This is a genomic window from Prosthecobacter fusiformis (assembly GCF_004364345.1).
Taxonomy (GTDB): Bacteria; Verrucomicrobiota; Verrucomicrobiia; order Verrucomicrobiales; family Verrucomicrobiaceae; genus Prosthecobacter; species Prosthecobacter fusiformis.
In genome coordinates this window covers 115,066-141,663 of sequence record NZ_SOCA01000008.1, presented here as the reverse complement: position 1 = coordinate 141,663, position 26,598 = coordinate 115,066, and the positions used below count along the sequence as shown (strand labels likewise).

22 protein-coding genes are annotated in these 26,598 nt (G+C 58.7%); 11 read left to right on the top strand and 11 right to left on the bottom strand.

Annotation, left to right across the window (positions count from 1 at the left end; translation table 11 throughout):
* Positions 1-19: 19 nt before the first annotated feature.
* From EI77_RS23625 to EI77_RS17845, 6 genes are all read left to right on the top strand, one after another.
* Positions 20-235, top strand: coding sequence for an entericidin A/B family lipoprotein (locus tag EI77_RS23625; RefSeq protein ID WP_208300402.1), 216 nt, complete (start codon positions 20-22; stop codon positions 233-235).
* Between the two features lie 41 nt (positions 236-276).
* A complete protein-coding gene (locus tag EI77_RS17865; protein ID WP_133796659.1) occupies positions 277-405 on the top strand; it encodes a DUF3096 domain-containing protein in 129 nt (42 codons plus the stop codon).
* A gap of 24 nt (positions 406-429) precedes the next feature.
* On the top strand, positions 430-690 hold the full coding sequence (locus tag EI77_RS17860; RefSeq protein ID WP_133796658.1) for a hypothetical protein: 261 nt from the start codon (positions 430-432) through the stop codon (positions 688-690).
* 107 nt (positions 691-797) lie between these two features.
* A complete protein-coding gene (locus EI77_RS17855; protein WP_133796657.1) occupies positions 798-2,951 on the top strand; it encodes an ATP-binding protein in 2,154 nt (717 codons plus the stop codon).
* The gene (locus tag EI77_RS17850; RefSeq protein ID WP_133796656.1) at positions 2,948-4,081 is read left to right on the top strand and encodes a hybrid sensor histidine kinase/response regulator; all 1,134 of its coding nucleotides are present in this window, start codon (positions 2,948-2,950) and stop codon (positions 4,079-4,081) included. Before EI77_RS17855 ends, EI77_RS17850 begins: the two co-directional genes overlap by 4 nt.
* Before the next feature lie 36 nt (positions 4,082-4,117).
* A complete protein-coding gene (locus EI77_RS17845; RefSeq protein ID WP_133796655.1) occupies positions 4,118-5,467 on the top strand; it encodes a sigma-54-dependent transcriptional regulator in 1,350 nt (449 codons plus the stop codon).
* 47 nt (positions 5,468-5,514) lie between these two features.
* On the opposite strand, the gene EI77_RS17840 is transcribed toward EI77_RS17845, so the two are convergent.
* The 6 genes from EI77_RS17840 to EI77_RS17815 form a co-directional block, all read right to left on the bottom strand.
* On the bottom strand, positions 5,515-6,684 hold the full coding sequence (locus EI77_RS17840; protein WP_133796654.1) for a serine hydrolase domain-containing protein: 1,170 nt from the start codon (positions 6,682-6,684) through the stop codon (positions 5,515-5,517).
* Between the two features lies 1 nt (position 6,685).
* A complete protein-coding gene (locus EI77_RS17835; protein ID WP_133796653.1) occupies positions 6,686-7,165 on the bottom strand; it encodes a TPR end-of-group domain-containing protein in 480 nt (159 codons plus the stop codon).
* Positions 7,166-7,551: 386 nt separating this feature from the next.
* Entirely contained in the window at positions 7,552-7,893 is a 342-nt protein-coding gene (locus tag EI77_RS17830) for a tetratricopeptide repeat protein (protein WP_133796652.1), read from the bottom strand.
* Positions 7,894-7,924: 31 nt separating this feature from the next.
* A complete protein-coding gene (locus EI77_RS17825; RefSeq protein WP_133796651.1) occupies positions 7,925-9,427 on the bottom strand; it encodes a peptidylprolyl isomerase in 1,503 nt (500 codons plus the stop codon).
* Between the two features lie 105 nt (positions 9,428-9,532).
* Positions 9,533-10,966 carry a glycoside hydrolase family protein gene (locus EI77_RS17820; RefSeq protein WP_133796650.1) on the bottom strand — a complete coding sequence of 478 codons (1,434 nt, stop codon included), beginning with the start codon at positions 10,964-10,966 and terminating at the stop codon, positions 9,533-9,535.
* 52 nt (positions 10,967-11,018) lie between these two features.
* Positions 11,019-12,962 carry an NAD(+) synthase gene (locus tag EI77_RS17815; protein ID WP_133796649.1) on the bottom strand — a complete coding sequence of 648 codons (1,944 nt, stop codon included), beginning with the start codon at positions 12,960-12,962 and terminating at the stop codon, positions 11,019-11,021.
* A gap of 323 nt (positions 12,963-13,285) precedes the next feature.
* Here EI77_RS17815 and EI77_RS17810 point away from each other — a divergent pair, with 323 nt between their 5' ends.
* Both EI77_RS17810 and rho read left to right on the top strand, forming a co-directional pair.
* Complete coding sequence (locus EI77_RS17810; protein ID WP_133796648.1) at positions 13,286-14,035, top strand: YebC/PmpR family DNA-binding transcriptional regulator; 750 nt, start codon at positions 13,286-13,288, stop codon at positions 14,033-14,035.
* Positions 14,036-14,053: 18 nt separating this feature from the next.
* Complete coding sequence (gene rho, locus EI77_RS23850) at positions 14,054-16,057, top strand: transcription termination factor Rho (protein ID WP_133796647.1); 2,004 nt, start codon at positions 14,054-14,056, stop codon at positions 16,055-16,057.
* Positions 16,058-16,557: 500 nt separating this feature from the next.
* On the opposite strand, the gene EI77_RS17795 is transcribed toward rho, so the two are convergent.
* The 5 genes from EI77_RS17795 to EI77_RS17775 form a co-directional block, all read right to left on the bottom strand.
* A complete protein-coding gene (locus tag EI77_RS17795; RefSeq protein ID WP_208300401.1) occupies positions 16,558-16,776 on the bottom strand; it encodes a hypothetical protein in 219 nt (72 codons plus the stop codon).
* A 144-nt stretch (positions 16,777-16,920) separates the two neighbouring features.
* Complete coding sequence (locus EI77_RS17790) at positions 16,921-17,880, bottom strand: acetyl-CoA carboxylase carboxyltransferase subunit alpha (protein WP_133796646.1); 960 nt, start codon at positions 17,878-17,880, stop codon at positions 16,921-16,923.
* A 15-nt stretch (positions 17,881-17,895) separates the two neighbouring features.
* Complete coding sequence (locus tag EI77_RS17785; protein ID WP_133796645.1) at positions 17,896-18,828, bottom strand: LysM peptidoglycan-binding domain-containing protein; 933 nt, start codon at positions 18,826-18,828, stop codon at positions 17,896-17,898.
* A 19-nt stretch (positions 18,829-18,847) separates the two neighbouring features.
* Positions 18,848-19,381, bottom strand: a complete 534-nt coding sequence (locus tag EI77_RS17780) for a hypothetical protein (RefSeq protein ID WP_133796644.1) — start codon at positions 19,379-19,381, stop codon at positions 18,848-18,850.
* 296 nt (positions 19,382-19,677) lie between these two features.
* Positions 19,678-23,367 (bottom strand): beta strand repeat-containing protein, encoded by a 3,690-nt coding sequence (locus EI77_RS17775; protein ID WP_133796643.1) that lies wholly within the window; start codon positions 23,365-23,367, stop codon positions 19,678-19,680.
* Positions 23,368-23,687: 320 nt separating this feature from the next.
* Here EI77_RS17775 and hisG point away from each other — a divergent pair, with 320 nt between their 5' ends.
* The 3 genes from hisG to EI77_RS17760 all read left to right on the top strand — a co-directional run bounded on the left by hisG (position 23,688) and on the right by EI77_RS17760 (position 26,514).
* Positions 23,688-24,572 (top strand): ATP phosphoribosyltransferase, encoded by an 885-nt coding sequence (gene hisG / locus EI77_RS17770; protein ID WP_133796642.1) that lies wholly within the window; start codon positions 23,688-23,690, stop codon positions 24,570-24,572.
* A 30-nt stretch (positions 24,573-24,602) separates the two neighbouring features.
* Positions 24,603-24,707, top strand: a complete 105-nt coding sequence (locus EI77_RS24120; RefSeq protein ID WP_133796641.1) for an AURKAIP1/COX24 domain-containing protein — start codon at positions 24,603-24,605, stop codon at positions 24,705-24,707.
* Between the two features lie 70 nt (positions 24,708-24,777).
* Positions 24,778-26,514 (top strand): tetratricopeptide repeat protein, encoded by a 1,737-nt coding sequence (locus EI77_RS17760; RefSeq protein WP_166647340.1) that lies wholly within the window; start codon positions 24,778-24,780, stop codon positions 26,512-26,514.
* Positions 26,515-26,598 lie beyond the last annotated feature (84 nt).

Below are 26,598 nucleotides of genomic sequence, written 5' to 3'. Positions count from 1 at the left end.
AAACCAAACATCCACACCCATGAACATCAATGACACATCTGATTCCCTGAATGAGGCAACCCGTGAAGAAACCACGGCCAGGAAACTGGGGTACTTCATCTTTGCATTTGGCATGTTCGTTCTCACGCTCTCGTTCCTCAGCAGTTGCAATACCACCCGCGGTTTAGGCCGCGATGTGCAGAAGGTCGGCAACACCATTGAGACCCAGGCTGCGAAAGTGCAGTCGGGTAATTAATTCATCCTCAGTCCTCTCCTCCCAACATTCCTTCCTTTTTTATGAGCCCACATCTGACTCCCATCATGTCCATCATCGCAGGTGTCTGCGTTCTCGTTTTTCCAGCCCTGCTTAACTACGTGGTGGGCATCTACCTCGTGCTGACGGGAGTCCTGGCTCTGATGAACTAACTTTTAAACCAACCGCTAACCACCATGAACACTACCCAAAAACAAATCCAGACGGCCTTCGCCGCCATGCTTACTCTGCTTGCCGGTCTTAGCCTCACCCTTGTGAGCTGCAAGGAGCGGACTGTGATCATCGACAAGCCCGACACCGTCGGTGAAAAGGTCGAGGATAAAATCAACGATGGCCTGGACCGTCGGCCTAACGAAAAGGCTCGTGATGCCGTCGAGGAAATCGAAGATGCGGCCAAGGATGCTAAGGAAGACGTGAAAGACGCTCTGGAAAACTAGGAGGGTAACCCTCCTCTTGTGAGCCCTCTGTCAGGTGGATTCTATTGATCCACTCTGACGGGGGCCGCCGAGTATCAATAAGGCGCTTTTCAGAATCCCCCCACTTTATGTTACGCACCTGGCATGGACTTTTTCTGATCTTTACCACACTGCTACTGCTCTTGGTGATGGCCACAGTGGTCCGCAGTGGCAGGCTAGCAGAGGAAGGCAGTGAGCTGGTGACGCATACGGATCAGGTGATTGGTGAATTCCTCAAACTGCGCTCCGTGCTGACTGAGGCTGAATCCTCTACGCGCGGTTATGCGATGACCCGTGAAGCCGCCCTTTTGGAGCCGCTTAAAAAAGTGCCTGTACAAATCGAGGCGCTGATGAAAAGCCTGGATGCGTTGACGGTGGACAATCCCAGTCAGCAAAAGCTCTTGCCGGAACTTCAAACCCTGATCACCCAGCGGGTGGAGTCCCTGCAAAAGCTGGCGGATACTGCTGCTGCCAGCGATGCGGATCTGCCTCTGCGGCAGATCATAGCCCAGGATTATGTGATTACCGGGCAGTTGCTCCAGAAATTGGACTTGGGCATCGAAATCGAGCGCAAGCTGCACACGGGCCGCGAGAAAAAACTTCACGACGTACTTCAGACCATGACAGTCACGGGCATTGGCGGCAGTATTTTGGCGGTCATCACCGGAGTGGTTAGTTTTGTCATGCTGCAGCGCAGCTATCAGACCGCTTTACGCACGGCTGAACTGGAATCTGAAAAGGAACGCGCCATTGAGGCGGACGTCCAAAAATCCCGCTTCCTGGCTAACATGAGCCATGAAATCCGCACACCGATGAATGCCATCATCGGTTTTGCCGACTTGCTTACCGGCATGGTGCATGAGGAACGCGCCCGAGGATACCTTCGCGCCATCCAGAGCAGTGGCCGCTCCTTGCTGGATCTCATCAATGACATCCTGGACATTTCCCGCATTGAGGCTGGCAAGCTGTCACTCCGGCCTGAACCGGCCAATGTGCATGAGATCGTCGAAGGCGTGGCCATCGTGGTCAAAAAGCTGGCTGAGGATAAGGGGCTAATGCTGGAGACCAAGATCGACAAACGCGTGCCCAAAATGCTGGAGGTGGACTCCCTGCGGCTGCGCCAGATCCTGCTTAACCTAACCAGTAATGCCGTCAAATTCACTCATAAGGGCAAGGTCAAAATCCATGTCAGCAGTCTGAATGAACCGAAGCCTGGAGGTCACTGCGATCTTCAGATTCAGGTCAGCGATACCGGGGTGGGCATCGCTGCGGAAGATCGTGAGCGCATCTTTTCAGCCTTTGAGCAAATCAGCAGTCAAAGCCGCAGCGGTGCTCAGGGCACTGGCCTGGGTCTTAGCATTACCCGCCGGTTGGTGGATCTCATGGATGGAGACATCACGGTGACGAGTGAGCCCGGCGTTGGCAGCACCTTCTTACTGCTCCTGCCTGGGCTACCGCTCAGCATTGAGACCAATGACCCGCCGAGTGACCATTCCGCAGATTTCAATCGCCTGCGTCCGGCCACTATCCTGGTCGTGGATGATAATGCGACGAATCGTGAACTCATCGGTGGTTACCTGCATGATACACATCATGAGGTGCTCTTTGCCCAGGATGGTATGGAGGCGCTGGACCTGGCGCGCACGGCCAAGCCGGATGTGATCCTGATGGATATCCGCATGCCGCGCATGGATGGAAAATGGGCGCGGCAGATACTCCGTGAGGATGACCGCACCTCCAGCATCCCGGTCATTGCGCAAACCGCCTCCTCCATGCCGGAGGAATCCGCGCGCTTGCGGGAAATGTTCGATGGTTATCTGCGCAAGCCATTCCACCAGAACCAGCTTTTCCGTGAACTGGAGTCTGTCCTCGGTCACGTGACCATGCGCTTTACCACTCCCCATCCGGAGAACCAAATCCCCTCTGATCTCCCGCTAAGTGTCATGGAATCTTTTGACTCCACCACCACCGCTTCCTGGCCCGGACTGGCTGCTCGTCTGCAAGTGCTGGAAGACGGGGATGTCTCCCGCTTTCTGGATACCTTTCCCATGCTGGAAATCGCCAGTTTTGGCCACCATCTGCACCAGGAGGCCGCGCGCCATGATTGCCCTCCGCTGGCCCGCTACGCAGCCGCTCTTTATAGCGCGGCGGAGGCCTTCGAAGTGGACCAGGTGGAGCGCTTGCTCCGCGACTTCCCCGCATTTTCCCGCCGCATCACCGGAACCCACAAACAACCCTCATGACTGAAGAACCCCAGCCACCCCTTTGTCCCAGCACCGCACGAGGCGTCGTTCTGGTGGTAGATGACCAGATGCAAAACATCCAGGTCGTCGGCACCGTGCTCACCCGTGAGGGGTATGAGGTCATCCCAGCCACCAGTGGTGCCCAGGCTCTGCAGCGCATCGCTGCACGCCTGCCAGACCTAGTGCTGCTGGATGTCGTCATGCCGGATCTCGATGGCTTCGCGGTTTGCAAACGGCTGCGGGAGCATCCGGATACCGCCGGCCTGCCAGTGATTTTTGTATCCGCCGCCAATGATTCCGAAACCATTGTGCGCGGTCTGGAAGCGGGTGGCGTGGACTACATCACCAAGCCTTTTAACAAAGCGGAACTGCTAGCGCGTGTGCGCACTCAGGTGGATCTGCAACGTGCCCGTGAAACCACCGCCCGCATCCTCCGTGAAAGGGAAAACATCGTCAGCATGGTGGCTCATGATTTGAAGAATCCCCTCGGAGCCATCCGCTTCAGCGCCCAGACATTGATGGAGCTGCCTCCTGAAAAATACAGCACCGCCAGTGACCTCACCAGCCACATCGTCACCACCTGTGACCAGATGCTGAAGTTCATCGACCGCTTCCTCAATAACCGGGCCCAGGAGACGGAACGGGAGCGCATGAACACGGTACATATCACCACCGTTCACATCAAGGAAATGCTCAGCGCCTGGTATCCCACGGCGAAGCGTAAAAATACCACCCTTTCCGTCAGACTTCCTGAGACACCTTTGCTCGCCAGTGGGGATTTATTCACTGTACGACAGATCGTGGACAACTTGATGAGCAATGCTGTGAAATTTTCGCCATTAGGCAGCCAGATCATTTCCCGCATCCATCTTCAGGACAAGCACCTGTGCATTGATATCGAAGATGAAGGCCCTGGCTTTACGGAAAGCGACCTCGCCCGCATCTTTCAAGACTATACCCGGCTCAGTGCCCGGCCCACCGGGGGAGAATCCTCCACCGGTCTCGGGCTGGCCATCGCCAAGCGTGGGGCAGCCCGTATGGGGGCTGAACTCACCATCGAAAACCGGCCTAACCGCCAAGGTGCCATTGCCAGCCTCAGGCTGCCTCTTGGTACCGGAACTGACCCCTAATTTTAAATCAACCCAACTTTAACCCCCCAACCTATTATGGACATTCTCATTGTTGATGATGAAGCCAGCATCCGCCGGGCTACCAGCCTGGCCCTGGATGCTGCTGGTCATTATGTCGAGACTGCAGAGAACGGCACTGTCGCTCTGAAAAGTCTCAAAGAATCCTCTTTCGACCTCGTTTTGCTCGACCTTTACCTGGGCGAGGAAAGCGGCCTCCAGATCCTGGAGACCATTCGCAAGGAGCATCCGAGTGTGCACGTGGTGATTTTCACCGCCAATGCCACTATCCCAAACGCCGTGGAGGCCACCCGCCTCGGTGCGGTGGACTTTTTGGAAAAACCCTTCAGTCCAGACCAGCTTCGGCAGGCCCTGAAGCGCATCGCCACCCTGCGCACCTTGGAGCGTAAAGTGGAGGAACTCACCACCGAGGTCCGCACCCAGGCACCCCCGGCACAGGTCGCCTCCAAAAACCCTGTTCTCCAACGCCAGATGGACCAGCTCTTCCGCGCAGCGGATACCCAGGCCTCCATCCTCATCCTGGGGGAAAGCGGTACAGGCAAGAGCATGATCGCCCGCGCGATCCATGAGCAGAGCCCCTTCCGGGATAAGCCATTCGTCACCGTGAGTTGCCCCAGCCTCTCTCGCGAGCTGCTGGAAAGCGATCTCTTCGGTCATGTCAAAGGCTCCTTCACCGGTGCCATGCGGGATACTTGGGGGAAGGTAAAAGCGGCAGAAGGTGGCACCCTTTTCCTGGATGAAATCGGCGAACTGCCCATCGAGATCCAGCCCAAGCTGCTGCGTCTGCTGCAGGAGCGCGAATATGAGCGACTGGGGGAAACCACCCCGCGCAAGGCGAACGTGCGCGTCATCGCCGCCACCAACCGCGACCTCAAGCAGTGGGCGAGCGAAGGCCGCTTCCGTGAAGATTTATTTTATCGCCTTAACGTCATCTCCGCCACCATGCCGCCCCTGCGCGACCGGCCGGAGGATCTCGTGGCTTGCGCGGAAAACTTCCTCAAGTTCTTCGCGGACCAGTTCCGCCGCAAGGTGCGCCGCTTCAGCCCGGCCGCCATGGCCGCTGTGCGCGCCCACTCCTGGCCGGGGAACATTCGCGAGCTGCGCAACGCCATCGAGCGTGCTGTCATCCTGGCGGAAGGGGAGGAAATCACCCCGCGTGATCTGCCGGAAGCCAGCGCCAGCAGTTCCCTCAATGGTCATGACCATGGGGCAGAAGTGGGCCAGCGCGTCAGCATCGAAAAACTCGAGTGTGAGCACATCCGCCGCATCATGACTGCCACGGATTCCCTCCAGGAAGCGGCTGAAGTCCTCGGCATTGATGCCGCCACGCTTTACCGCAAGCGCAAGCGCTACCAGTTGGATAACTAAAAGTGTGTAATCGGGGGCTGCGGATCTTTTCCCAGCTCCCGATCTCATCACCAGTAGAGTCTTTCCACCATGCCCAGGGCCTTTGCTCCGGGCAGGGCACCCACTTCCATCTGGTTCATCGCATAAGAAAGGGCGATGCCGTTTTCCGGGTCCGCCATGGACAGGCTGCCCCCGGCACCCGGATGACCGAAGGCCGTCAGGCTGCGGCCATAATGCTGGCGTAGTTTGCCACCGTCAGATTCTGGATCTGGATTCAAAGGGTCCTGCATCACCCCGGCGGCAAAGGCGATGGGGGAAAGCAGCACGCTGTCATCCTCCTGGGACAGCGTGTGGCTCAACTGCCGGATGATGGATTCCGAAACCAGACTGTTGCCGTTCCACTGGCCGCCATTGGCCAGCATGGCGTAAAATTTGCCCAGCCCGCGTGCGCTGCCCACACCGCCCATGCTGGCAAAGCCCGGTGCCCACAGGCCCGAGTTATTGTATTCACTCACGGCAGTCAGGCCAAACGGGCTGCTAAAGGTGCGCTGCGTCAGGCTGCCCGCCGTATTGTACGCCTTCAGGAAAGGTTGGTCACTGTTGGCGATGCTGATCTTTCCGGGATACACCGGGGACACACGATCCCACTGCGCACTGGGCAGGCCGATCCAAAAATCCAGCCCCATCGGGCTGCCGAAACATTCGCGGAAGTATTCCCCCAGCGAATCCACCCCGGTGATGCGGCGGACGATTTCATCCATCAAAAAGCCAAACGTGCGTGCGTGGTAGCCCTGGCGTGTCCCCGGTTCCCACAGCGGTGTTTGATTCTCCAGCGCCTCGATCACCGCCTCGTAGTTAAAGATGGGCACTCGCTCATCCAGCGCACAAAGCCCCGCTGTATGGGAAAACAGGTGCGCAAATTGCATCGCCCCTTTACCACCACCCACAAACTCCGGCCACACCTCAGAGACTGCGCAGTCCAGGGGCAGTTCAGCCTCCTCCAGCGCCATCAGGCAGCACACAGCCGCCGGGGCTTTGGTGGATGAAAAGACGGGCACCAGGGTCTCCGCATCCCAGGGCCGGGTGCATTGCCGGTCGCAAGAACCCTGGGAAAGAGACAGCACTTCCACCCCATGCTGCCAGACGGAGACGGATGCCCCCAACTCCCCCCGGGTGCGGAAGTTTTCTTCGAACCATTCCGTGATGGCAGCTTTGGCCGTGGGGGTGATGAGATGCATTTCAGGGCTTTTCCAAGGATGATCGCAGCCTGTTCAGGTCCGGATCTTTGCGGGCATGGCTGCGCAGGCTGCCATCCATTTCAAAGGATTGTTTTAGCAGGCGCAGGGCTTTTTCATCCTGACCCAGGCAGGCCAGGTAGCAGCCCAGATTGTAATAATACACCGGCTTGGTCCGCAGGGAGGCCGGGCCGCGAGCCAGCAGGTCCAGCGCCTCCGTCGTATGCCCCAGTTCATGCAGGCAGTAGGCCGCGTGGATGAAGCCGCCTGGCTCGTCCGGCTCCAGGAGACAGAGCTTTTGCGTCAGCACCAGCGCTTCGGCCCAGCGTTGGTCCCCCATGTGGCACAGGACCGCCAGCTCGATCACGTCCACACGCTCCGCCGCAGCAGCAGGCAGGCGGGCCAGTTCCTCACGTGCCTCCTCATGGAGCCCTAGCTCCACATATCCCTGTGCGGCGAGGATGCGTCTTTCCAACTCGTTCATGCGTCCGGTCGTTATCAGTCAAAGACCCGCCAGAGTCAACTGGCCGGGAAAGGGAAATGGGCATAGCTAATGCGAGAGCATACTGTAGGGCGGGTGTGTTCCGCGCTGGAGGGGCTTGCCATCACCAAGCGTGTACTCGCGGAATTACCCGCCTTCTTTGGGGGAACCCTTTTCCTTCCAGTGCGCTTTTGTCTAAATGATGAGGGTTCGGGAGACTCGCCGCTTCAAAGAATGGCGGGTAATCCGGCGAGGTGGATGGTGAGCGAAACCACGTGGAATGCGCCGGACACACCCGCCCTACGGATTTTGGCAGGCGTCTACCGAGAAGAGTTTCTGGCCAACATTTTGGGAACTGGTATAGCCTCTGGGTAGCAACCCCAAAGCATCTACTCCCGCACGACTTTGCCGCCCAGGGATAGGATGCGTGCTTTGCCTTTGGCATCCTCCGCTTCGGCGATTTGGCCGTGGCGCACATACATCTGGGACAGGCCGGTCCAGGCCAGCAGGTCATTTGGCTTCAAGGTGGTGGCCATCAGTCCCGCGCCGATGGCTTCCTTCACCTCCCCCGTTTTCAGCAGCGCCATGCCCAGCGCCTGCCAGCCATCAAAAAACTGCGGGTCACGTGCCACGCACTGGCGGTAGATGACAATGGCTTCTTCCAGTTCACCAACGGCCAGGTGACCGTTGGCTTCATCAAACAGGTCTTCCAGGGGGATCGTTTCGCTCATGAGGTTCCACGTTCCTTCCTGCCTGGGCTGGTTAGGCCTGGGTGATCTCCATTTTTGGCTTGGACTCGTCACGACGGCGGGAGAACCACGCCTCGAAAATGCGGGTGCGCTCCTGGTCGGCGCGGCTGCTGCTCATGTTTTCACGCTGGGCAGCGCTGTCGTCACGCTTGCGCAGTTCCTTGCTGCTCACGTACACCAGCAGGGAGCCGGTTTCCGTATCGATGGCCTTGGTCAGCTCACCGGCTGGCGTGTCCTGGGCCTGGCGGGCGATGAGGTTGCCGTTAGGCACGTCCAGAGCAGGCTCGGCGACGGTGATGTCGGTCACAGGGGAAAGAGTCAGGTTCTTTTCCTTGGCGATGTCGGCGATCTTCTTGCCAGCCTTCAGGCCATCGGCCAGGGCCGTGCGGGCTTCATTGGTGGCCTTGGTCAGGGCTTCCTGGGCTTTCTGGCCTACCAGGACTTCCTTCACCTTGTCCTTCACTTCAGCCAGTTCCTGCTGCTTCGGCTCTTCCACCTTGGTGACGGTGAAAATATAGTAGCCATTGGCACCCTTCACAGGATCACTGATCGGGCGCACTTCAGGGTTGAGGGTAAAGATAGAATCCAGAAGGTCCGTTTCGGCCTTGATGGCTTCAGGCGCGGCTTCTTTGGTGAAGAGTTCCGTTGTCACGGCCTTCTCCTTCAGTTCCGTGACGACGGCATCAAATTTGGCGGCTGGCAGGATGCTGGCGTCATTGAATTTGTTCACGCGATCCACCACGGCCTTCTCGGCATTCTGGCGCTCTTCCAGAGGCTTCGTTTCATCTGCCTTTGGCAGCTCAAAGTAAACGTAGCTGATGGAGCGCTTCTCAGCGGTCTTGTAGGTTTCCTTCTGCTCGTCGTAGTACTTCTGGATTTCTTCGTCCTTCACTTCGGCGGTCTTCTTGTAGTCTTCCAGATTGAAGGCGATGGTGTTTACCTTCAGCGTCTGGTGCTCGCTGGCGTAGGCTTTTTCAGCTTCCAGCGGGCTGGCCGTATAGCTCTTGCTGACGAGGTCACGCAGCTTGTTGTAGCCGATGCTCAGCTTGACGATTCCCAGCAGGTCATCACTGCTGAAGCCGTTGGCTCCCAGCATCTGCTCCACATTGTAGGCACGCTCAGCGCTGAAAGCGCCGTTTTCCTGGAAGGTCGGGATTTTCTTCATGGCCTCTTTGGCCTCGGCATCGCTGGGGTGGATGCCCAGACGGTCCATTTCTTTTTGCAGGACGATCTGGTTGATGACGATGTTGTTGTTCTTGTCATCCTGGGAACCCAGACGGGAAAGGCCCAGCAGCTCAAACATTTGCAGGTTGTAGATCATCTGCATCCGGCGGCCCAGGCGCTGGGCTTCGGCGATGGTATAATTGCGACCATAGACCGTGAAGGCGGTATCAGTCGGTTGGCCCTCAGGCGACTCACGTCCCTTCCAGCCACCCCAAACGGAGAAACTGATGATGATGACGACGGTGACGGTGATGAGGAAAGCACCACGGTGGCGGCGGAAAAATTCAAGCATGGCTGGCGGAAATGTGAAACGGGCGCGCAAGTAAGCCGCTGCCCTCCATAGGGCAACCGGAAATTCAATAACCTGGGGTGGCCCGATTTTTACCTAACGATGGCTTCAGGGGCGGAATTGCAGGGAATAGAGGTCTGTTTCTTTCATGCGGAAACGCAGCCGCACCGGCTGTCCAGCCAGGGAGCTTACATCCGCCCGGCTCTTCCACTGGACCACCGCCTCGATCTTATCCCCCACGACCGGGGTGCAATCCTTCAGCGCGAATCCAGGGAAGGGCTCTCCATCGGCCTTCTGAATTTCCACCTGGATGCGCCCCACCGCGCTGCCGCTGCTGTTTAAGACCAGTTCTTTGCCAGAAAAGATCAGCAGGCGGGTCAGGAATTCCCCCTCTTCGGCTCCGGCGTGGATGGAGGCTAAGCCATCCGTGCGCAGCACATACCGGTCCCCGCTGCGGTGGTAGATGGACATTTCCTGCGGCCCTGTGGGGAGGACATTGCAGGCCACATAATTCGCCCGGTTGATCCACTGGGCGGGATTTAGACCTGGGCGGATATAGGCCTCCTTAAAAGTACGGTCGTATTGCACCGAGCCTGCGCGGCTGGTCATAAAAAGGATGTCTGTGGTATTCGCCGTCGTCTCACTGTCCTTTGCCTCACCCACGCCGGGCACATATCTCGTCGGCAGGGCGATGTAGATGTGCGGTGCACGGAAGTAGGGATGCGTCATGCTCGTATAGAGATGCTCATCCGGCTGGTTAGGCCTCATCTCCACGGATTCCGTCCAGGTGATAAAGTCTGGCGAAGTCGCCCGGCTGATGCTGCGCAGCCGCTCCGGGTCGGTCCAGGTGCGAAAGTAACAGACGTATTGTTTCTCCGCCTCGGACCAAAAGGAGACGTTGGGGGAATCAAACGCGTGTCGCCACTTCGGGTTATACGGGATGGCCTCCGCTTTTTTAGTCCAGGTGATGCCATCGGGAGAAACAAAGGCGAAAAGGCCACGCCCAGGCTCTGTCGTGCCGCGTTTATCCCCGCCTCCCGGATAGCCTGCCAGCGCCTTATACCGCTCACCGGCTGCCACTCCGGGCCGGGTATCCAGGAAGGGCATGAAGTTCGTCAAAAAAGGCGGCATCTTCGCCAGGATGATGTTGTTCTCCCGCGTCCCGGCGATTTCATGCAGGCCCAGTTTGGGGAAGGTCCATTCGTGCCCGTCTTTGCTTTCAGCATAGGCCACGGTCTCTCCGGCATGGCCGCTGTGAAAGGGGCCTTTAAAGGCGGGATCACTGTTGCGATACCAGGCGCGAAAGAGTTCCCCATCTTTGATGACGGTGACCATGTGATTCACTGGCAGGGGCGACTTCGCCCTGGGAGCTTTCACCGGCTCATGAAGTTTCAGGGAAGTCCCCGTCATCTTTTCAATCAAGAGCCGGTCCACAAAAAGCTCCAGCCGGGAGCCGATGTCCACCGCCCCGTCTGTCGCATGGAGCAAAGGCACGCAACTCAGCAGCAGTGCTGGCAAAAGTAAGGGAAAGGATTTCATCATCACGAATCATACGGTCCCAGTCATGCCGCCTTTGCGACGGCGGAACCGCTGATCAAAAAGCACTGCCGCTGTAATCGCTCGGCATCCGCCAGTCACCACGTGGAGAAAGGGCGACTGATCCCACCTTCGGGCCATCGGGCATGGAGGACCGTTTAAACTGGCTCTGCACAAAGCGACGCAGGAATACGGTCAGCCATTTCTCGATCACCTCACGGCCATACTTTTCACCCAGAGCCTGCTCAGCCAGGAAGAGGATCTTATCCTTCCCGCAGCCATGACGGACGAAGTGGAAAAGGAAGAAATCATGCAGCTCATACGGCCCCACGGTATCCTCCGTTTTCTGCTCCATGCTGCCGTCCGCCGCCAGGGGCAGCAGTTCGGGTGAAATGGGTGTATCAATGATGTCATGCAGGATAGCACCGGCCTCCTCCGCATACAGCTCCGTGGCGCACCATTCGATGAGGTATTTCACCAGGGTCTTCGGCACGCCCGCATTCACATGATACATGGACATGTGGTCGCCATTGAAGGTGCACCAGCCCAGGGCAGATTCTGACAAGTCGCCCGTGCCCACGACGATGCCATTCGTCTGGTTGGCCACATCCATGAGCACCTGTGTGCGTTCGCGTGCCTGGGAGTTTTCATACGTTACATCATGCAGCCCTGGCGGGTGGGAGATGTCTTTAAAATGCTGCTCCACGGCGGCACCGATGGGAATGGTACGCAGCGGGATGTGCAGTGCTTCCGCCAGTTTTTCAGCATTACCTTTTGTCCGGCTGGTGGTGCCAAAACCGGGCATGGTGATGGTCAGTGCCGCATCGCGTGGCATGCCAGCACGCTTTAGTGCTTCGATCATCACCAGCAGCGCCAGGGTGGAATCCAGCCCACCGGAAAGGCCCAGCACCGCCGTCTTGCTATGCGTCTGCCGCAGCCTGCGGGCGAGCGCGGTGGCCTGGATGGCAAAGATCTCTTCGCACACCGCCTGGCGGTCTGCACCGGCTGGTGGCACAAAGGGCAGGGGAGAGACCGTCCTTTGCAAAGCCTTGTTGGCCACGGTCTCCTGCTCACCGAGATTAAACGTGATGCGTGAATAAGACTGCGTGGCCGCTGCATCGCGAAACACCGTGCTGCGCATCCGCTCATGCTCCAGCCTTTGCAGATCCACATCTGCAATGACGGCGCGGGTTTCAAAAGAAAAGCGTTCCGTCTCGCCCATCAGTACTCCATTTTCAGCAATGAGGCTATGGCCTGAGTAAACCGTATCTGTGCTGGATTCCCCCGCACCGGCGCTGGCATAAATATACGAGGCCAAGCAGCGGGCGCTCTGCTGGGTGATGAGCTGGCGGCGGTAGTTGAATTTGCCCAGCACCTCATTGCTGGCGGATGGATTCGCCAGCAGCGTCGCACCGGCCAAGGCCGCATGGCTGGAGGGTGGGATCACGGTCCACAGGTCTTCACAGATCTCGATGCCCAGGACGAAGCCCGGCAGATCCGTCGCCTCAAAAAGCAAGTCCGTGCCCACCGGTGTGCCATCGCCATCGGTATGGGTATCCGTCAGTGTCTGCGCCGGGGAGAACCAGCGGCGCTCATAAAATTCCCCTGAATTAGGCAGGAAAGTCTTGGGCACATAACCAAGGATCTCCCCATCGCCGATGATGGCAGCCACGTTATAAAGCCTGCCCTGAATGGCCAGAGGCAGGCCGACGACGATGCAACAGCCCAGCTCCGCATTCGCCTCCGCCAGTTGTTTCACACCGTTCAGAGCCTGCTGCTGTAGGCTGCGCTGATAAAAAAGATCTGCACAGGAATAGCCTGTGAGACATAGCTCAGGAAAGACGATGAGGCGGCATCCTTCACCAGCCAGACGCTGCATCTCACTGCGGATGATGGCCACATTCGCGGCGACATCTCCCAGTTTTAATTCAGGGGAGACAGCAGCGACGCGGACAAAACCATGGTGTTCACGAAGGCATGAAGGCTGGGTTGGATCAGGCATGAAGGATGATAACACGCCTCTTCCATCCGGCATCGAAGAAAAAAACACCTTGCATCCATGCAGGGTATCCCGCACACTCCGCCTGTTCCTGGTTCTCTCAACCAGGTGAACACTGGTGACTGCTCCGGCGATTGGAGCTGTGATTTCAAAAGGCCAAGGCTCACGAAATCCTTTCCTGCGACAAGCCCCGGCTTGTTTTCAGAGCAGACACCGCGGCAAGGCCGCTCTTTCCCCAATTCCATACCATTCATCCCGAACGGGATCCGCCGCCCGCGAAGCGCCGGAGCACCCTTCTATTCTCCCCCAACCCCAGACATCGCAACATGGCAGGACATAACAAGTGGTCCAAGGTCAAGCACATCAAGGCCGTGGTGGACGTGAAGCGTGGCAAGGTCTTTAGCAAGCTTTCCAAGGAGCTCACCATCGCCGCCAAGAACGGCGGCTCCAATCCAGATCTGAACGCACGCCTGCGCTCCGCCATCCTGGCGGCCCGTGCTGCCAACGTGCCCAATGACAACATTGACCGCGCCATCAAAAAAGGCGCTGGTGAACTGGGCGGCGCGGCCATTGAAGAGATCACTTATGAAGGCTACGGCCCCGGCGGTGTGGCCCTGATGGTGGAAATCGTCACGGACAACCGCAACCGCGCCGCCAATGACCTGCGTGTGATGTTTGACAAGAACCAGGGCAGCTTCGCCGATGCTGGCAGCGTGGCCTACATGTTTAACCGCATGGGTGAAATCCGCATCGAAAAAGGCAACCGCACCGAAGACGCTATCACCGAGCTGGCTCTCGAAGCCGGAGCTGATGATGTGCAGGATGCCGGTGATGACTGGATCCTTTACACCACCTTTGAACAGACCTTCCATGTGGCCAGCACGCTGCGTGAGAAAGGCGTGACCACGAAGTCACAAAACCTCATCTACCAGCCTAGCACCATGGTGACCATCACCGATGTGGAGGTGGGCCGTGCCATCATCAAGCTCTACGACGTCCTGGACGATTACGACGACACCCAGGCCGTGCACGCGAACTTCGAAATCGCCGACGAGATCGCCGATGAACTTTCCTAACCTATTTTGAAAAAAACCATGAGCGAAGAACTCCTGCTCGACCTGTCCGAGACCTCCACCAAGACTGCCAAAAAGGCTACCGCCAAGAAAGCGGTGGCTAAAAAAGCAGTGACCAAGAAAGTGGCGGCCACCAAGGTCGCTGCGAAGAAAACCGCTGCCAAAAAAACGGCCGCAGTCAAAGAGTCTCCCGCCCCGGTTGCGGAGGTCATTGTGCAGGCCGCACCCCCCCCCGCGCCGATCGTTGAGGAAGCTCTGCCTCCAGAAACGGCTGTTGCTAAAAAAGCCAAGCCGGTCCGTAAATCAGCCGTCTTGAAAAAAGCGGCTGAAATGCTGGCTCAGATGCAGGCAGATGCCAGCGTGGCAGAATCTGCAAAGCCAGTGGTGAATGAGGTAGCCCCCGTCACCACACCTGCACCGGCTGCTCCTCCTGCCCCTGCTGTGGTGGCTGCACCGCCCATCGTTGAAGAGGCCGCCATTGTGCCTCCTCCAGCCCAGGCTGCGGCTCCAGCGCCTGTTTCCACCCCCGCCATGGCGGAGCCTGCAGTGCATGCACCCGCCGCAGCTCCCCAGCCCGGATATTCAGCCCCAGCACCTGCAGGGGAAGGTCCTCAGGAGCGCCGCAAGTCCAAGTTTGAACGCTGGAAGGAACGCCGTGAACGTTTCCGCCAGGAAAAAATCGCCCGCCAGCAGGGTGGTGGTGGCCAGCCTAACAATAGGGAGGGTGATCGCCAGCCTAACCAACGGGGCGATAATGAGCGTCAGCCCAACCGTGAAGGTGAAGGATACTCTAACAACAGGGATAGTGAAGGCCAGGGCCAGGGCCGTGGCCAGCGGCATCCGCGTCATCAGCATCATAACGATGCCCAGGCCGGTGGCGGTGATGAGGAGCGTGCACGCGCCGAGATCCCCATGGGTCCGCCTGAAGTGGCCGATGGCATCCTGGAAATGACGCCCAAAGGATACGGCTTCCTGCGCCAGCGGGACCGCATGTACATCCAGCATCCCAATGATGCCTTCATCTCTGCCGACTTCATCCGCCAGTACACCCTTCGTGAAGGCATGCAGATCGTCGGCGTGGCCCAAAAGGGGCAGCGCGGTCTGCAAGTCACCAGTGTCAGTGAGGTCAATGGACGTGCTCCAGAAGCCATGCGCGACCTGCCTTTGTTCGAAGAACTGAAGGCCATCAATCCGAACAAGAAGATCCAGCTTGAGACAGTGAAGGATCGCGTGACTACCCGCGTGATCGACATGTTCACCCCCGTGGGCCGCGGCCAGCGCGGACTCATCGTGGCCCCGCCGCGTGCAGGTAAGACGACCCTCCTCCAGCACATCGCTGAAGCCGTCGTCGCCAACCACCCGAACATGCACCTCATGATCCTGCTGGTGGATGAGCGCCCGGAAGAAGTCACCGAATTCAAGCGCATCCTGCCGAAGGCGGAAATCTACGCCAGCTCCAACGACCAGGACATCAAGAGCCACACCCGCATCGCCGCCTTTGCTGTGGAGCGTGCCAAGCGCCTGGTGGAATGCGGTGAGCATGTCTTCATGCTCATGGATTCCATCACCCGTCTGGCCCGCGCCTTCAACAACGCCAAGTCAGGCGGTGCGACGATGAGCGGTGGTATGGGCGTGGGAGCCATGGAGATTCCCCGCCGTCTGTTCGCCGCCGCGCGTAACACCCGTCAGGCAGGCAGCCTCACCGTCCTGGCCACGGCCCTGGTGGAAACCGGCAGCCGCATGGATGACATGATCTTCCAGGAATTCAAAGGCACCGGTAACATGGAACTTGTCCTGGATCGCAAGATCGCCGAGCAGTTCTACTACCCCGCCGTGAACATCTTCAAGTCCGGCACCCGCCGTGAAGAGCTGCTCCTGCAGCCCTTCCAGCTCGATAAGATCCACATGCTCCGCCGCGGCCTCGCCGGTCACAAACCCATCGATGCCATTCAGCGCGTCCTCCAGCTCATGGAGCGTTACCCAAGCAACGCCCAGATGCTCGTGGACCTGCCTAACAAGAGTTAGGTTTTATTAATCTCCATCAAGTCCCCTTTGGCCGGTTTGAGATGTCTGAAAGGATATCTTGAACTGGTCTTCTTGAATCAGGGGTTAGACATGTCCTGGCGGAGGATGCCTTTTGAGGATGCTCTCGAAGGACCGAATGATTTGATGTTCAGTGCTGTTTAGATCCATGGTGGAGATCGTAGCCCGGCCAACGGAAGTAATGCCTGAAAGCTTGTTGCCGGACCATCGGAAATGATGGTTCCACTGCTGATCTCTTGGATGGAACAGGCGGACTTTGCGGCTCGTTTTAGGATCCTTGACGAACACTTTTGCTCCTTTTCTGAGCGAACAGTGGACACAAGCCAAAGCGAGGTTGTCCAGTGTGGTTGCACCACCAGCTGCAATGGAGTAATGTGATCCAGGTGAAAGGTCGCGGCCTGCCCTGATTGCGACAAGCCGCAATACTCGCATCGGTTCTTAGCCCTTGCCGTTACTTGTCGGCGTAGATTGGCCATTGTTTGCTATTTCAAAGACTTCACCTGAGCACCGAGCTTCAGAATTGTGAGCATGCTCGCCATTCTTTCCAACCCCTCAGCTTCTTTGCGTTCTGTGGGAGTCAGTTTGCCTTGACTGCTTTGCAGATCGAGAAGGTAATGCAACCTGTCATCCAACGCTTTTGGAAAGCGCAGCCTGGCCAGGTTGGCTGGCATCGGCACAGTGAGTTGCACAGTCTGGCTCATCCAGTGATGTATAGTTCTAAACCTGGATTTTGGCAAGGAATACCACCGCTTGGCTACCTCAAGAGTCCTTTACGAAGGGGGGAAAAGAAAGCCCCGGAGTACAAGCGTACCTCGGGGCTTCTTGAAACTTAGCAGTTATCAATCTCAGTTCTCGGTGAACTTGCCGAGGGCGCGGAACTTCTGGTAGCGGCCTTCGAGGAGTTCGGCGGTGGGGAGCTTCTCGAGATCGTTGATGGCGTTCAAGACGGCACCTTTGAGGGCCTCGGCGGCGACGAAGTGATCGTTGTGGGCTCCACCGGCTGGCTCGGGGACGATGCCGTCGATGATGCCGAGCTTGGAAAGGTCCTGGGCGCTGAGCTTGAGGGCAGAGGCGGCTTCGGGGGCGTGCTCGCGGTGTTTCCAGAGGATGGCGGCGCAGCCTTCGGGGCTGATGACACTGTAATAAGCGTTTTCCATCATGAGGACGCGGTCGGCGATGCCGATGCCGAGGGCACCGCCGGAGCCACCTTCACCGATAACGACGGCGACGATGGGGGTGCGCAGGAGCATCATTTCACGAAGGTTGAAGGCGATGGCTTCAGCGATGTTGCGCTCTTCAGCACCGATGCCTGGGAAGGCTCCGGGTGTATCAATGAGGGTGACGATGGGAAGGCTGAATTTTTCCGCCATGCGCATGAGGCGGAGGGCTTTGCGGTAGCCTTCAGGATGGGCGCTGCCGAAGTTGCGCAGGAGGTTTTCCTTGGTGTCGCGGCCTTTTTGATGACCGATGACGACGACCTTTTTGCCGCCCCAGGTGGCGAAGCCGGCTGGCATGGCGTGGTCATCCCCGATGTGGCGGTCGCCATGGAGTTCGGTGAAATCGTCGCAGCAATGCTTCACGTAGTCCAGCATGAAGGGGCGGTTGATATGGCGTGAGATCTGTACTCGCTGCCAGGGGTTGAGGTTGGTGTGGATGTCACGCAGCAGGGTTTCTGCTTTTTTCTCCATGTCCACGATTTGGGCAGCGAGTTTGTCGCTCGGTTTGGAGGCGAGCTTTTTCTTGGCCTCTTCAATCTCTTCGCGGAGTTTGACGACAGGTTTTTCGAATTCCAGGACGTGTTTCATGGGAAAGGGGAGCAGTTAACGAGTGACAAAATAGAGCTTGGAGCCGTTGCGGACGAGGGCAAACATTTCTTCCAGGTCTTCACGGGCGAGAAAGACACCGGTCGTGGGGGCCTCGTCAAGACCGGGGATGGCTGCGGCAGGCTGGCCTGCCTTGGGTGATGCCTCAGGTGCAGGGGCAGCGGCAGGTTTCGAGGAGGGGGGCGTGCGGAGGATGACGCTGCCGCGACTGCCCGGCAGCCATTTGTCTGCCTCGGCATAGAGAGGGTCGGTCGAAAGGATGACCTTGCCGTCGATAACGGCGGATTTGCCTTTGATTTCCATATCCGTGGGAGCACGGACGGAGGGAGGCAAGCGGACATCCAGGGCCTGGTATTCTTTGAAGAAGTATTCTTTTTCCCCCGCCTTGCGCCACAGGGAGACGGTCTTGGAGCGGGCACTGACCCGCAGGCTGAAATCCAGGGGCAGGATGGTGAGGTGATCCCCCGGCTGGAGCATGGTGCTCATGAGGCCATTGAGACGGATGAGCAGGTCGATAGTGGTGCCTTGCTTGCCTGCAATGAGTGCCAGTGAATCCCCAGGCTGGACGATGTAGTCCTTCTTTCCGGCCTTGGATTCGGCGGCAAAAAGCTGGTCCATGTTGATCTCGCCCACGATGCGCTTGGCTTCGACGCAGGTCGGGGAGTCTGGAAACTGGTTGATGAGCTTGAAGAGGCCGTCGCGGCCTTCTTCGATGCGGCCTTCTTTGATGAGGTCAATGGCGGCATCGAAACGCTTCGCCCCTGGGTCCATGCGCGGCATGTCACCCTTTTTAATGCCGGCTATCTCCTCCTGCACTCGGCGGTCCGGGCTGAGGATTTTGTCGTAGATGTAAAAGGCTGCAGCCATGCAGCCGAGGGTGATCCCAAGTACGATGAGAAAGAGGAGAAGCTTGAGCTGGGCCTTGGCCATGGCGAGGGGACAGCGGGAATCAGCCGAGGAGGCCGCGCCGCTTAAAGTCGAAGAGGTTGATCTTTTGGGACTTTTCGATCATTTCCACGGTGAATTTGAGGAGGCAGATCTCCCAGGTGTCATCCACGCCGGCGATGATGGCGCGCATTGGATTGCCCGTGTAGCGGATTTCTTCCAGGAGCTTGCCGCAGACGGCTTCCATCGGCTCGTGGATGAGGTCCTCGGTCATGTCATCCATTTTGAATTTGAAGCCATATTTGAGGATGGCAAGACGGTGCAGGTTTTCCTTGAGGAAAGTGCCGAAGGCATCTCCCTGGGGGCCGAAACCATCGAAGTCAAAATCGGCAACCGCAGCCGGGTCGGGGCGTAGGATGAGGGGTTTTTCCGCCGTGAGTTTGCCCGTGCGGATGCGCGTGGTGTTCACGCTGTCCATCAGCTCGGAGACGAGCTGAAATTCAAACTGGGTGGAACCAAAGGTGTCAATGCGCCGGTCAGGTTCATGAAGAACCTGGGTGTTTTCCAGGGCGTATTGGATGTCATAATCCGTGTGCATTAGGGTTAGTCAGCATAAGGCACAAAGTGTTCAGGGCGAATCATTTCTGTAGGGGAATGGGGAAATGGGGAAGCTCGCACACTTTTTCCCCATTTGGGGAAGATTCCGGGTAATGGCTTGAGGCTCAGTAACTTGCGATGGGGATTGAATGGGGATTTTTTCCCCAGGCGGGGAAAAGGGTGGAGTGGTGGCGGGCGGAAATTCTCCGATGCCCAAATATCGGTTATCCGGCAGGAGGTGGCAAGGGCGGGGAAACCGACTTCACGAAAGCGGAAGTTTTTTTTTGGCGAAGAGGATTAACGACGGCGGCGGAGAAAGCCGAGAGCGATCCCGGCGAGGATCAGGGAGGCGCGTCCTGGCTCCGGGATGGCGACGATGAGGTATCCCGTGGTGAAAAGCTCTGACGTGTCCCAGTAGAGGCCATTGGCCAGGGTAGGGAGGTCCAGGAGGGCGAAGCCGTTGCTGCCCTGGACGAGAGGGGTGCCATCGGCGATGCCGGCCCAGTCGAAGAGTTTCCAGGAATCCCCCGCGACGAATGAGGTGGAGGTGAGGGAAGTGGCGACCTGGAGGGTGGAGGCGCTGCCGAGGCTGATATTGGCCCAGGAAGGGGCGTCGATGTCGAGAAGGTCTGCGGCGGTGAGGGGATTGAGTGTGCCGGTGCCTGCATTGGTGAAGAGATCAAACTGGACGATGCTGTTCAAGGCGAGGGTGCCGGTGCCTGAGATGGCGATGCCCAAGTCTGCCGCAGCGGTGTCATTGAGATTGCCGATGGAGAGGCTGCCATTGACGGTGATGCTGGCATTGGCTGCGGGGGTGATGAGGCCGCTGCCGCCGAAGGTGGTGCCGAGCGCGGTGACGATGCTGCCTGTGCCAGTGGCGGAGCCAGTGGTGTTGTTGGCACGCAGGCTGCCTTCATTGAGGAAGACGCCGCCGGTGAAGGTATTGGCGGCACTGAGATTGACCGTGCCTGCGCCGGATTTGACGAAAGTGACGCTGCCGCCTTGGGCGTTGTTGGCGATGACGGAGCCGATGTTTAGATTGGCACCTGTAACGCGAACAAAAAGTTCCGCTGCGGAGGAGGAGTTTCCAGCAGTGAGGGTGCCACCATTGATCTGGCTGCGGTTTCCTGCGGCCGTGGTATTCACCGTGCCGCCCAGTTTGATGAGGCCGCCGCTGATGATGGCGAGGGTGCCGCCGCCCTGGGTGAGGTCGATGCCATTGGCGAGGACGAGGGAGAGGACTTCCCGTGAGGTGTTGATGCCCTGGGCAGCGGCCTGATCAGCGGCGGGTTTGGCATGAATGGTGGCACTCCAGGGGGTGGTGGCATCATTGGCATGAGTGGTGGTGTATTCTGCGGCGGTCAGGGCGGTGACGCTGCCCTGGTTGCCGACGGTGTTGGAGTCCAGGTCGGCGACGTATTTGGCGAAGTCGTTACCCACAGTGGCCCAGCCGCCGAGGAAACCGGGGGTGAGGCCGCCGATTTCCACCCGGTTGCGGAGGTTGGTGCCCAGGCCGGTGCCGCTGAAGTTTAGGGTGGCACCGACGGGGCGTGTGGCGAGGCCGGAGATGGTGAGAGTGGAGGTGCCGCCTGCATCACCTGCCTGGCCGGAGGAGATCTGGCTGGCTCCGGCGGTCAGTGTGATGACGCCGACGGTCTCTGAGTAAGCGATGTTGTTGCCGTTGATGGTAAAGTTTAGAGTGCCGCCGGAAAGGGTGATGGGGGCGGTGTCATCCAGCCGGTTGGTATTGTTGTTGTTGGCATTGCCGTTGTTGATGCGGAGGACGGCCCCCTGCTGGACGTGAATGCTGCTGGTTCCGATGAGGCTGCCGTTTGTGCCTGCGTTGCCGCCGGTGGCATTGATGTGGAGGACACCGTTTTGCACGACTGTCGGGCCGGTGTAGGTATTGGCACCCGCCAGAACGAGAGCCGTGGTGCCAGATTTGGTTAGGCCCAGGGTGCCATTGGTGCCGTTGGTCAAAGTGCCGTCGAACTGCCCGCCGCCGTTCACCCGCAGGATGGCGGTGGTGCTGCCGGTGAAGCTGTTGATGTTTCCGTTTCCTTCCAGTCCGCTGACGGTGATGGAGTTTCCGTTGAGGCGTACGCTGCCGCCCATTTGAACTGTGAGTGAGTTCGTTCCGTTGGCATTTAGGGCTCCGGCGTTGGTGATGTTGAGGATGCCTGTATAAACATTGACGCCTCCGGTGAAGGTATTGTTACCGCTGAGGGTAAGTGTTCTGGTGCCGGTGCCTGAGCCGCTGAGGGTGAGGCCCTGGGTGCCGGTGATGGTGCTGCTGATGGCAGCCGTGACGTTCCCTGTGCTGACGAGGTGAAAGAAACCTGGATGGGCGCTGCCCAGGTCCAGCGTGCCTGAATTAATGTTGCCGTTGCTGGTGAAGAGCAGGGCACCGCTTTGGATGCCGAGGGTGACGTTGGCTCCCAGGTTGGTATTGCCAGTGGCGCTGTTGGTCCATGAATTGACATTGACGCTGGTGTTGATGCTGACGGTCCCAGCGGCTGATTTGAGGACGTTTGATCCTGTAGTGGCGCTGCCGGGGGCGACGGTGCCAGTCTGTGCTTTGAGGCCTGTGGTGGCATCGTAGGTGGCGAAGGCGGGGATGGCATTTTCCTCCAGGCCGTGTACGATGAGCCATGGGACGATGCCGCCCGTGAGGGTGGGGGCGGTGTCAAAAAAGAGGCGGGAGGAATTGGCGGTTCCTGCGGCTGAGCCAAGCTGGTTGCCACGGACATAGCCTGTGGGGTTTTCGGTGCGGATGAGGGATGAAAAACGGAGTTCGACCTGGTCTCCATCCCCAGGTTGCAGGGTGAGGGAGTTGCGGTGATTGCCTGCCCAGGTGAGGGTGCCGGCGGTTTCCTGATGGATGCCTGCCACGGCCAGGTCTGGGCCGTTGTAAATGAGCGTGGAGCCGCCTGCGGCGCTGCTGTTCAGGGTGATGTCGGCGGTATCGCCCAGGCGGTTGACGCTGGCTGTATCCGCCAGGCTGCCGATGGTGGCGGTGAGGGCGGCGGCGATGTTGAGTTCGCTGCTGCTGGCGATGCTGCCGGAATTTCCCTGAATGATCAAACTGCCGATATTCAGCAGGGTGGCTCCGGAGTAGGTGTTGGCACCCTGAAGGACCAGGGTGCCGGGGCCGTTTTTGGTGATGCCGGAGGATTCACTGCCATCGGCTAACACGGCGGCGATGGTGAGGTCTGTGAGTGAACCGATGTTCTGGACGGTGATGGTGCGGGAGCCGTTCAGGTTGATGCTGCCTGGACCCTGGATGGTGGCTGCCAGCGGGGTGTTGGCATTCAGGAAGGAGATGTTGCCATCCAGATTGAGGGTGGAACCGGCGGCGAGGGTGAGGGTGCTGGTGTTTCCTGCGCTACCGCCCAGGCTCAGTGTTCCTGCGGAGATGGTGGTGCCGCTGGCGATGCGCAGTTCACCAGCGTTGACGGTGTAATTGCCGCCAGGGGCAGATGCGGCATCAAGCTCCAGAATGCCGGTGCCGGTTTTGACGAGGCCGCCTGTGCCGGTGCTGGCGGCCTGAAGGAGGAGGGAGGCACCACCGGCAATGCTGATGGTGGCGGGCAGGGTGCCAAAATTCAGCGTGTCGTCCGCGGTTTGTGAGGCCAGGGTGAGCTGGCCGCTCTGGACGGTGAGACCGGCCAGGTTCAAAGGAATCCCGGCACCCAGGGTGACAGTGTAGGGGCCGGTGGCATCACTGCCTGCGGCAAAGATCGCGGTGGCGGCCCCACTGTTGGCCCAAGAGACGGGGGCCGTTGTGCCTGTGCTTTCCGTGCTGAAGGTGGTGGCCGTCGTATTCCAAAGGCCGGAAGGTGAGGGGCCGTCGGCTCCAGGGGTGCTGCCGTTAGTATCCCAGTAAAGGGTCTGGGAAAGGAGGGGAGCTGTGCCGATGAATGGAAGGGCAAGCAGGCTAAGGACCTGGCTTGAATACGCGGATAGGCGCTTGGGAGCAGCAGACATGATGCGGGGTAAGGCGGGGGGTGAGAGATGAGCAGGCACCTCCGCAGGACGCGGCGGGCTTGGTTCAACTGCTGGCCTTGTAACCTCACAGTAATCATACTGAACGTGTAGGATATTGATCTCTTATTCATCCTTGTCTAGTAGGAATTGAAGAAAAAATGCGGCTGCTTTTTTTCGGGGGGTGGGTGGCGAAGCCGCTAAACTGCGGGGATGGAGGGCGGTTTTTAGGGCTGTCTGGCGGTGAATCGCGGCATCCCGGTTAAATAATCCTTTGCACCCTGCCAAACCCCGCTACTTTGCGCGCCCTTTTCCCCGACCAAATGGAATCACCGAAGAACATCCTCCGACTGGGTCTGCCGAACGGCAGTCTTCAGGAGCCGACGCTTGAACTCTTAAAGCGTGCGGGCTTTCATGTGGTGGTTTCTTCCCGGTCTTATCGGCCCACGGTGAATGATCCGGACCTGGAGCTGCGCCTCCTTCGCGCCCAGGAAATCGGGCGTTATGTGGACCATGGCTTTTTGGACTGCGGCATCACGGGCAAGGACTGGATCGCCGAAAACAAGGCGGACGTCGAGGTCCTGGCGGAGTTCAATTACAGCCGGGCCACCTCCAATGCCACCCGCTGGGTGCTGGTGGTGCCGGAGGATTCCCCGATCAAGTCCGTGAAAGATTTGCAGGGCAAGCGCATCGCCACCGAGGCCGTGGGCCTGACGGAGGCCTACCTGGAAAAAAACGGGGTGAAAGCCGAGGTCGAATTTAGCTGGGGTGCCACGGAAGTGAAGGTGCCTGAGCTCGTGGATGCCATCGTGGACATCACGGAGACCGGCAGTTCCCTGCGCGCCAACAAACTTCGCATCGTGGACACGCTGATGGAAAGCTTTCCTCAGCTTGTGTCCAGCAAAGGGGCCTTCCAGGATGCCTGGAAGCGCCAGAAGATGGAAACACTGGTCCTGCTGCTGCGGGGCGCTCTTGAGGCTCGTGACAAGGTCGGCCTGAAGATGAACGTGCCATCGTCCGCTCTAGAGGAGGTTGTCGCCAGCCTGCCTTCTGAGCGCTCACCCACCATTTCCCAGCTCGCCAATGCGGACTGGGTTGCCGTTGAGACGGTCATTGCGGAATCCGTCGTCCGGGAGATTATCCCGCGGCTCAAAGCTCTCGGTGCCGAGGGCATCGTGGAATATCCGCTAAACAAAGTCATCCCCTAGGATGACGCAAGAACACAGGAGAACACAGACATGGGATCGCTGAAAAAGCGCAGAAAGACGAAGATCAACAAGCACAAGCGCAAGAAGCGCATGCGCGCGAACCGTCACAAGAAGCGTTTGCGCTATAAGTCCTAAGCGCTAACTAGGTCACATGATGTGCCTCCGCTCCGCGAAGAGAAAAGTTCGATTCGCTCACGGAGGTGCCATGTCTGGAAGCTGCCGCCGACTTCGACTCTGCCTGCTCGGACTGGTCGCCCCGCTCTTTGGAGCGGGGAGCCAGCCCCCTGAGCAGGCAGATTTGTCTCTGCCCGCCCTCACAAGCCCCAGCGCCCTGCATTTGCAGCGTGATGGGGAAGCTGTGGCTGCGGCGCTGGCGCATTACACCAGTGCGCTCCAGTTTGAAAACTCCGGAAAACTCCGCGAGGCGCTGGATCATTATCTGGCGGCTCTGGAGGCGGATCCTGCCAATCCTGACCTGGCCATGCACACGGCGGAGCTGGCCTACAGCTTTCGTGGGCGTGAGCTGGCGATCGAGATCCTGCTGAAGACGGTGAAAGCGAGCCCGGAGGACCCGGCGCCGTATCTAAATCTGGCACGTTTTTGTGCCACGTATGCGCCGGATGATCCGTTTGAAAATGACCGTGCACGGCAGACGCTGGATACAGCGCTGAAGAAATTCCCCAAAAAGGCGGAGGTGTATGGCTTTGCCGCTGTGACCTACCTGACGCAGGGAGACCGGGATGCGGCGATGGCCGTGATGGACAAGGCGCTGCGCCTGGAAGTGGCGGTGCCGGATTTCTGGCTGACGCTGGGGCGTGCTGCGCAGCAGGTGTGGCCGCTGGCCCAGGCGGAGATGCGGGATGAGCACGTGAAGCGGGTGAATGCTTTTTATGCCAAGGCGCTGAAGCATGCACCCGGGGTGAAAAACGAGCCGGTGCAACTGGAGGTGGCGCAGTATTACCTGCTGACCAATCAACTGGAGGAGGCGCGGGATCTGTGCGCCAAGATGGTGGCCCAAAGTGGCAACCTGCACGCGAGGAAGCTGTTGTACCGTCTTCTGGATGCCTTTGGTGAGAAGGATAAGGCGCTGGAGCAACTGGTGGCTGTGGTGGAGGCGGACCCGCGGGATGTGGAGCAGCAGCGAATGCTGGCCAGTGTGTATGAATCCCGGGAGGACTTCGCCAATGCGGTGAAGCACCTGGAGGCGGCCATCCAGATCGGCGGCGGGGAGGGGGACGATTATTTATACCTGGGCGAGCTGCTGCTGCGGGCCCAGCTTTATGAAAAACTGGTGCAGCTCAGCCATCGGTCCATCCTGCTCTTTCCTGAGCAGGCGATGTTTTATGTGCAGGCGGCGCTGGCAGAGCGGTCTCTGCAACACTGGGACAAGGCCATCCAGGCTTTTGAAAAGGCGGATAAGCTGGCTGAAACGGGCCAGGGGGAGCTGATCAACCACCGGTTTTATTTCCAATACGCGGTGACTCTGGAGCGCGGCGGCCGCCCGGAGGATGCGGGGCGTATTTTTGAAAAGTCCATCACGCTGACGCCGAAGGATGATGTGGAGGCTGCGGCCAATACGATGAACTACCTGGGCTACATGTGGCTGGAACTGGAGCGGCACCTGGACAAGGCAGGGGAGCTGATCAACAAGGCCAATGAGCTGCAGCCGGACAATGCGGCCTTTGTGGACAGCCTGGGCTGGTGGCACTTCAAAAAAGGCGACTACCCGAATGCGCTGAAGGAACTGCAGCGTGCCGTGACCCTGCTGCCCGGTCTGCAACCGGATGATGCGGAGATCATCGAGCACATCGGCCAGGTGTATCTGAAGATGAACAACAAGGCGAAGGCGCGTGAGCAGTTTGAAAAGGCGCGCGATTTGCAGCCGACATCACCGGATGTAAGGAAGCGCATCGAAGATGGGCTGAAGAAGAGCGCAGAGTAAGGGGGCGTGAGGCAGGCAAAGTACTCCAGAGCTTTAGCTCGGCAAAACCCCCGCTCGTCGTTTCGACAGCCACCTGTGGCTCCA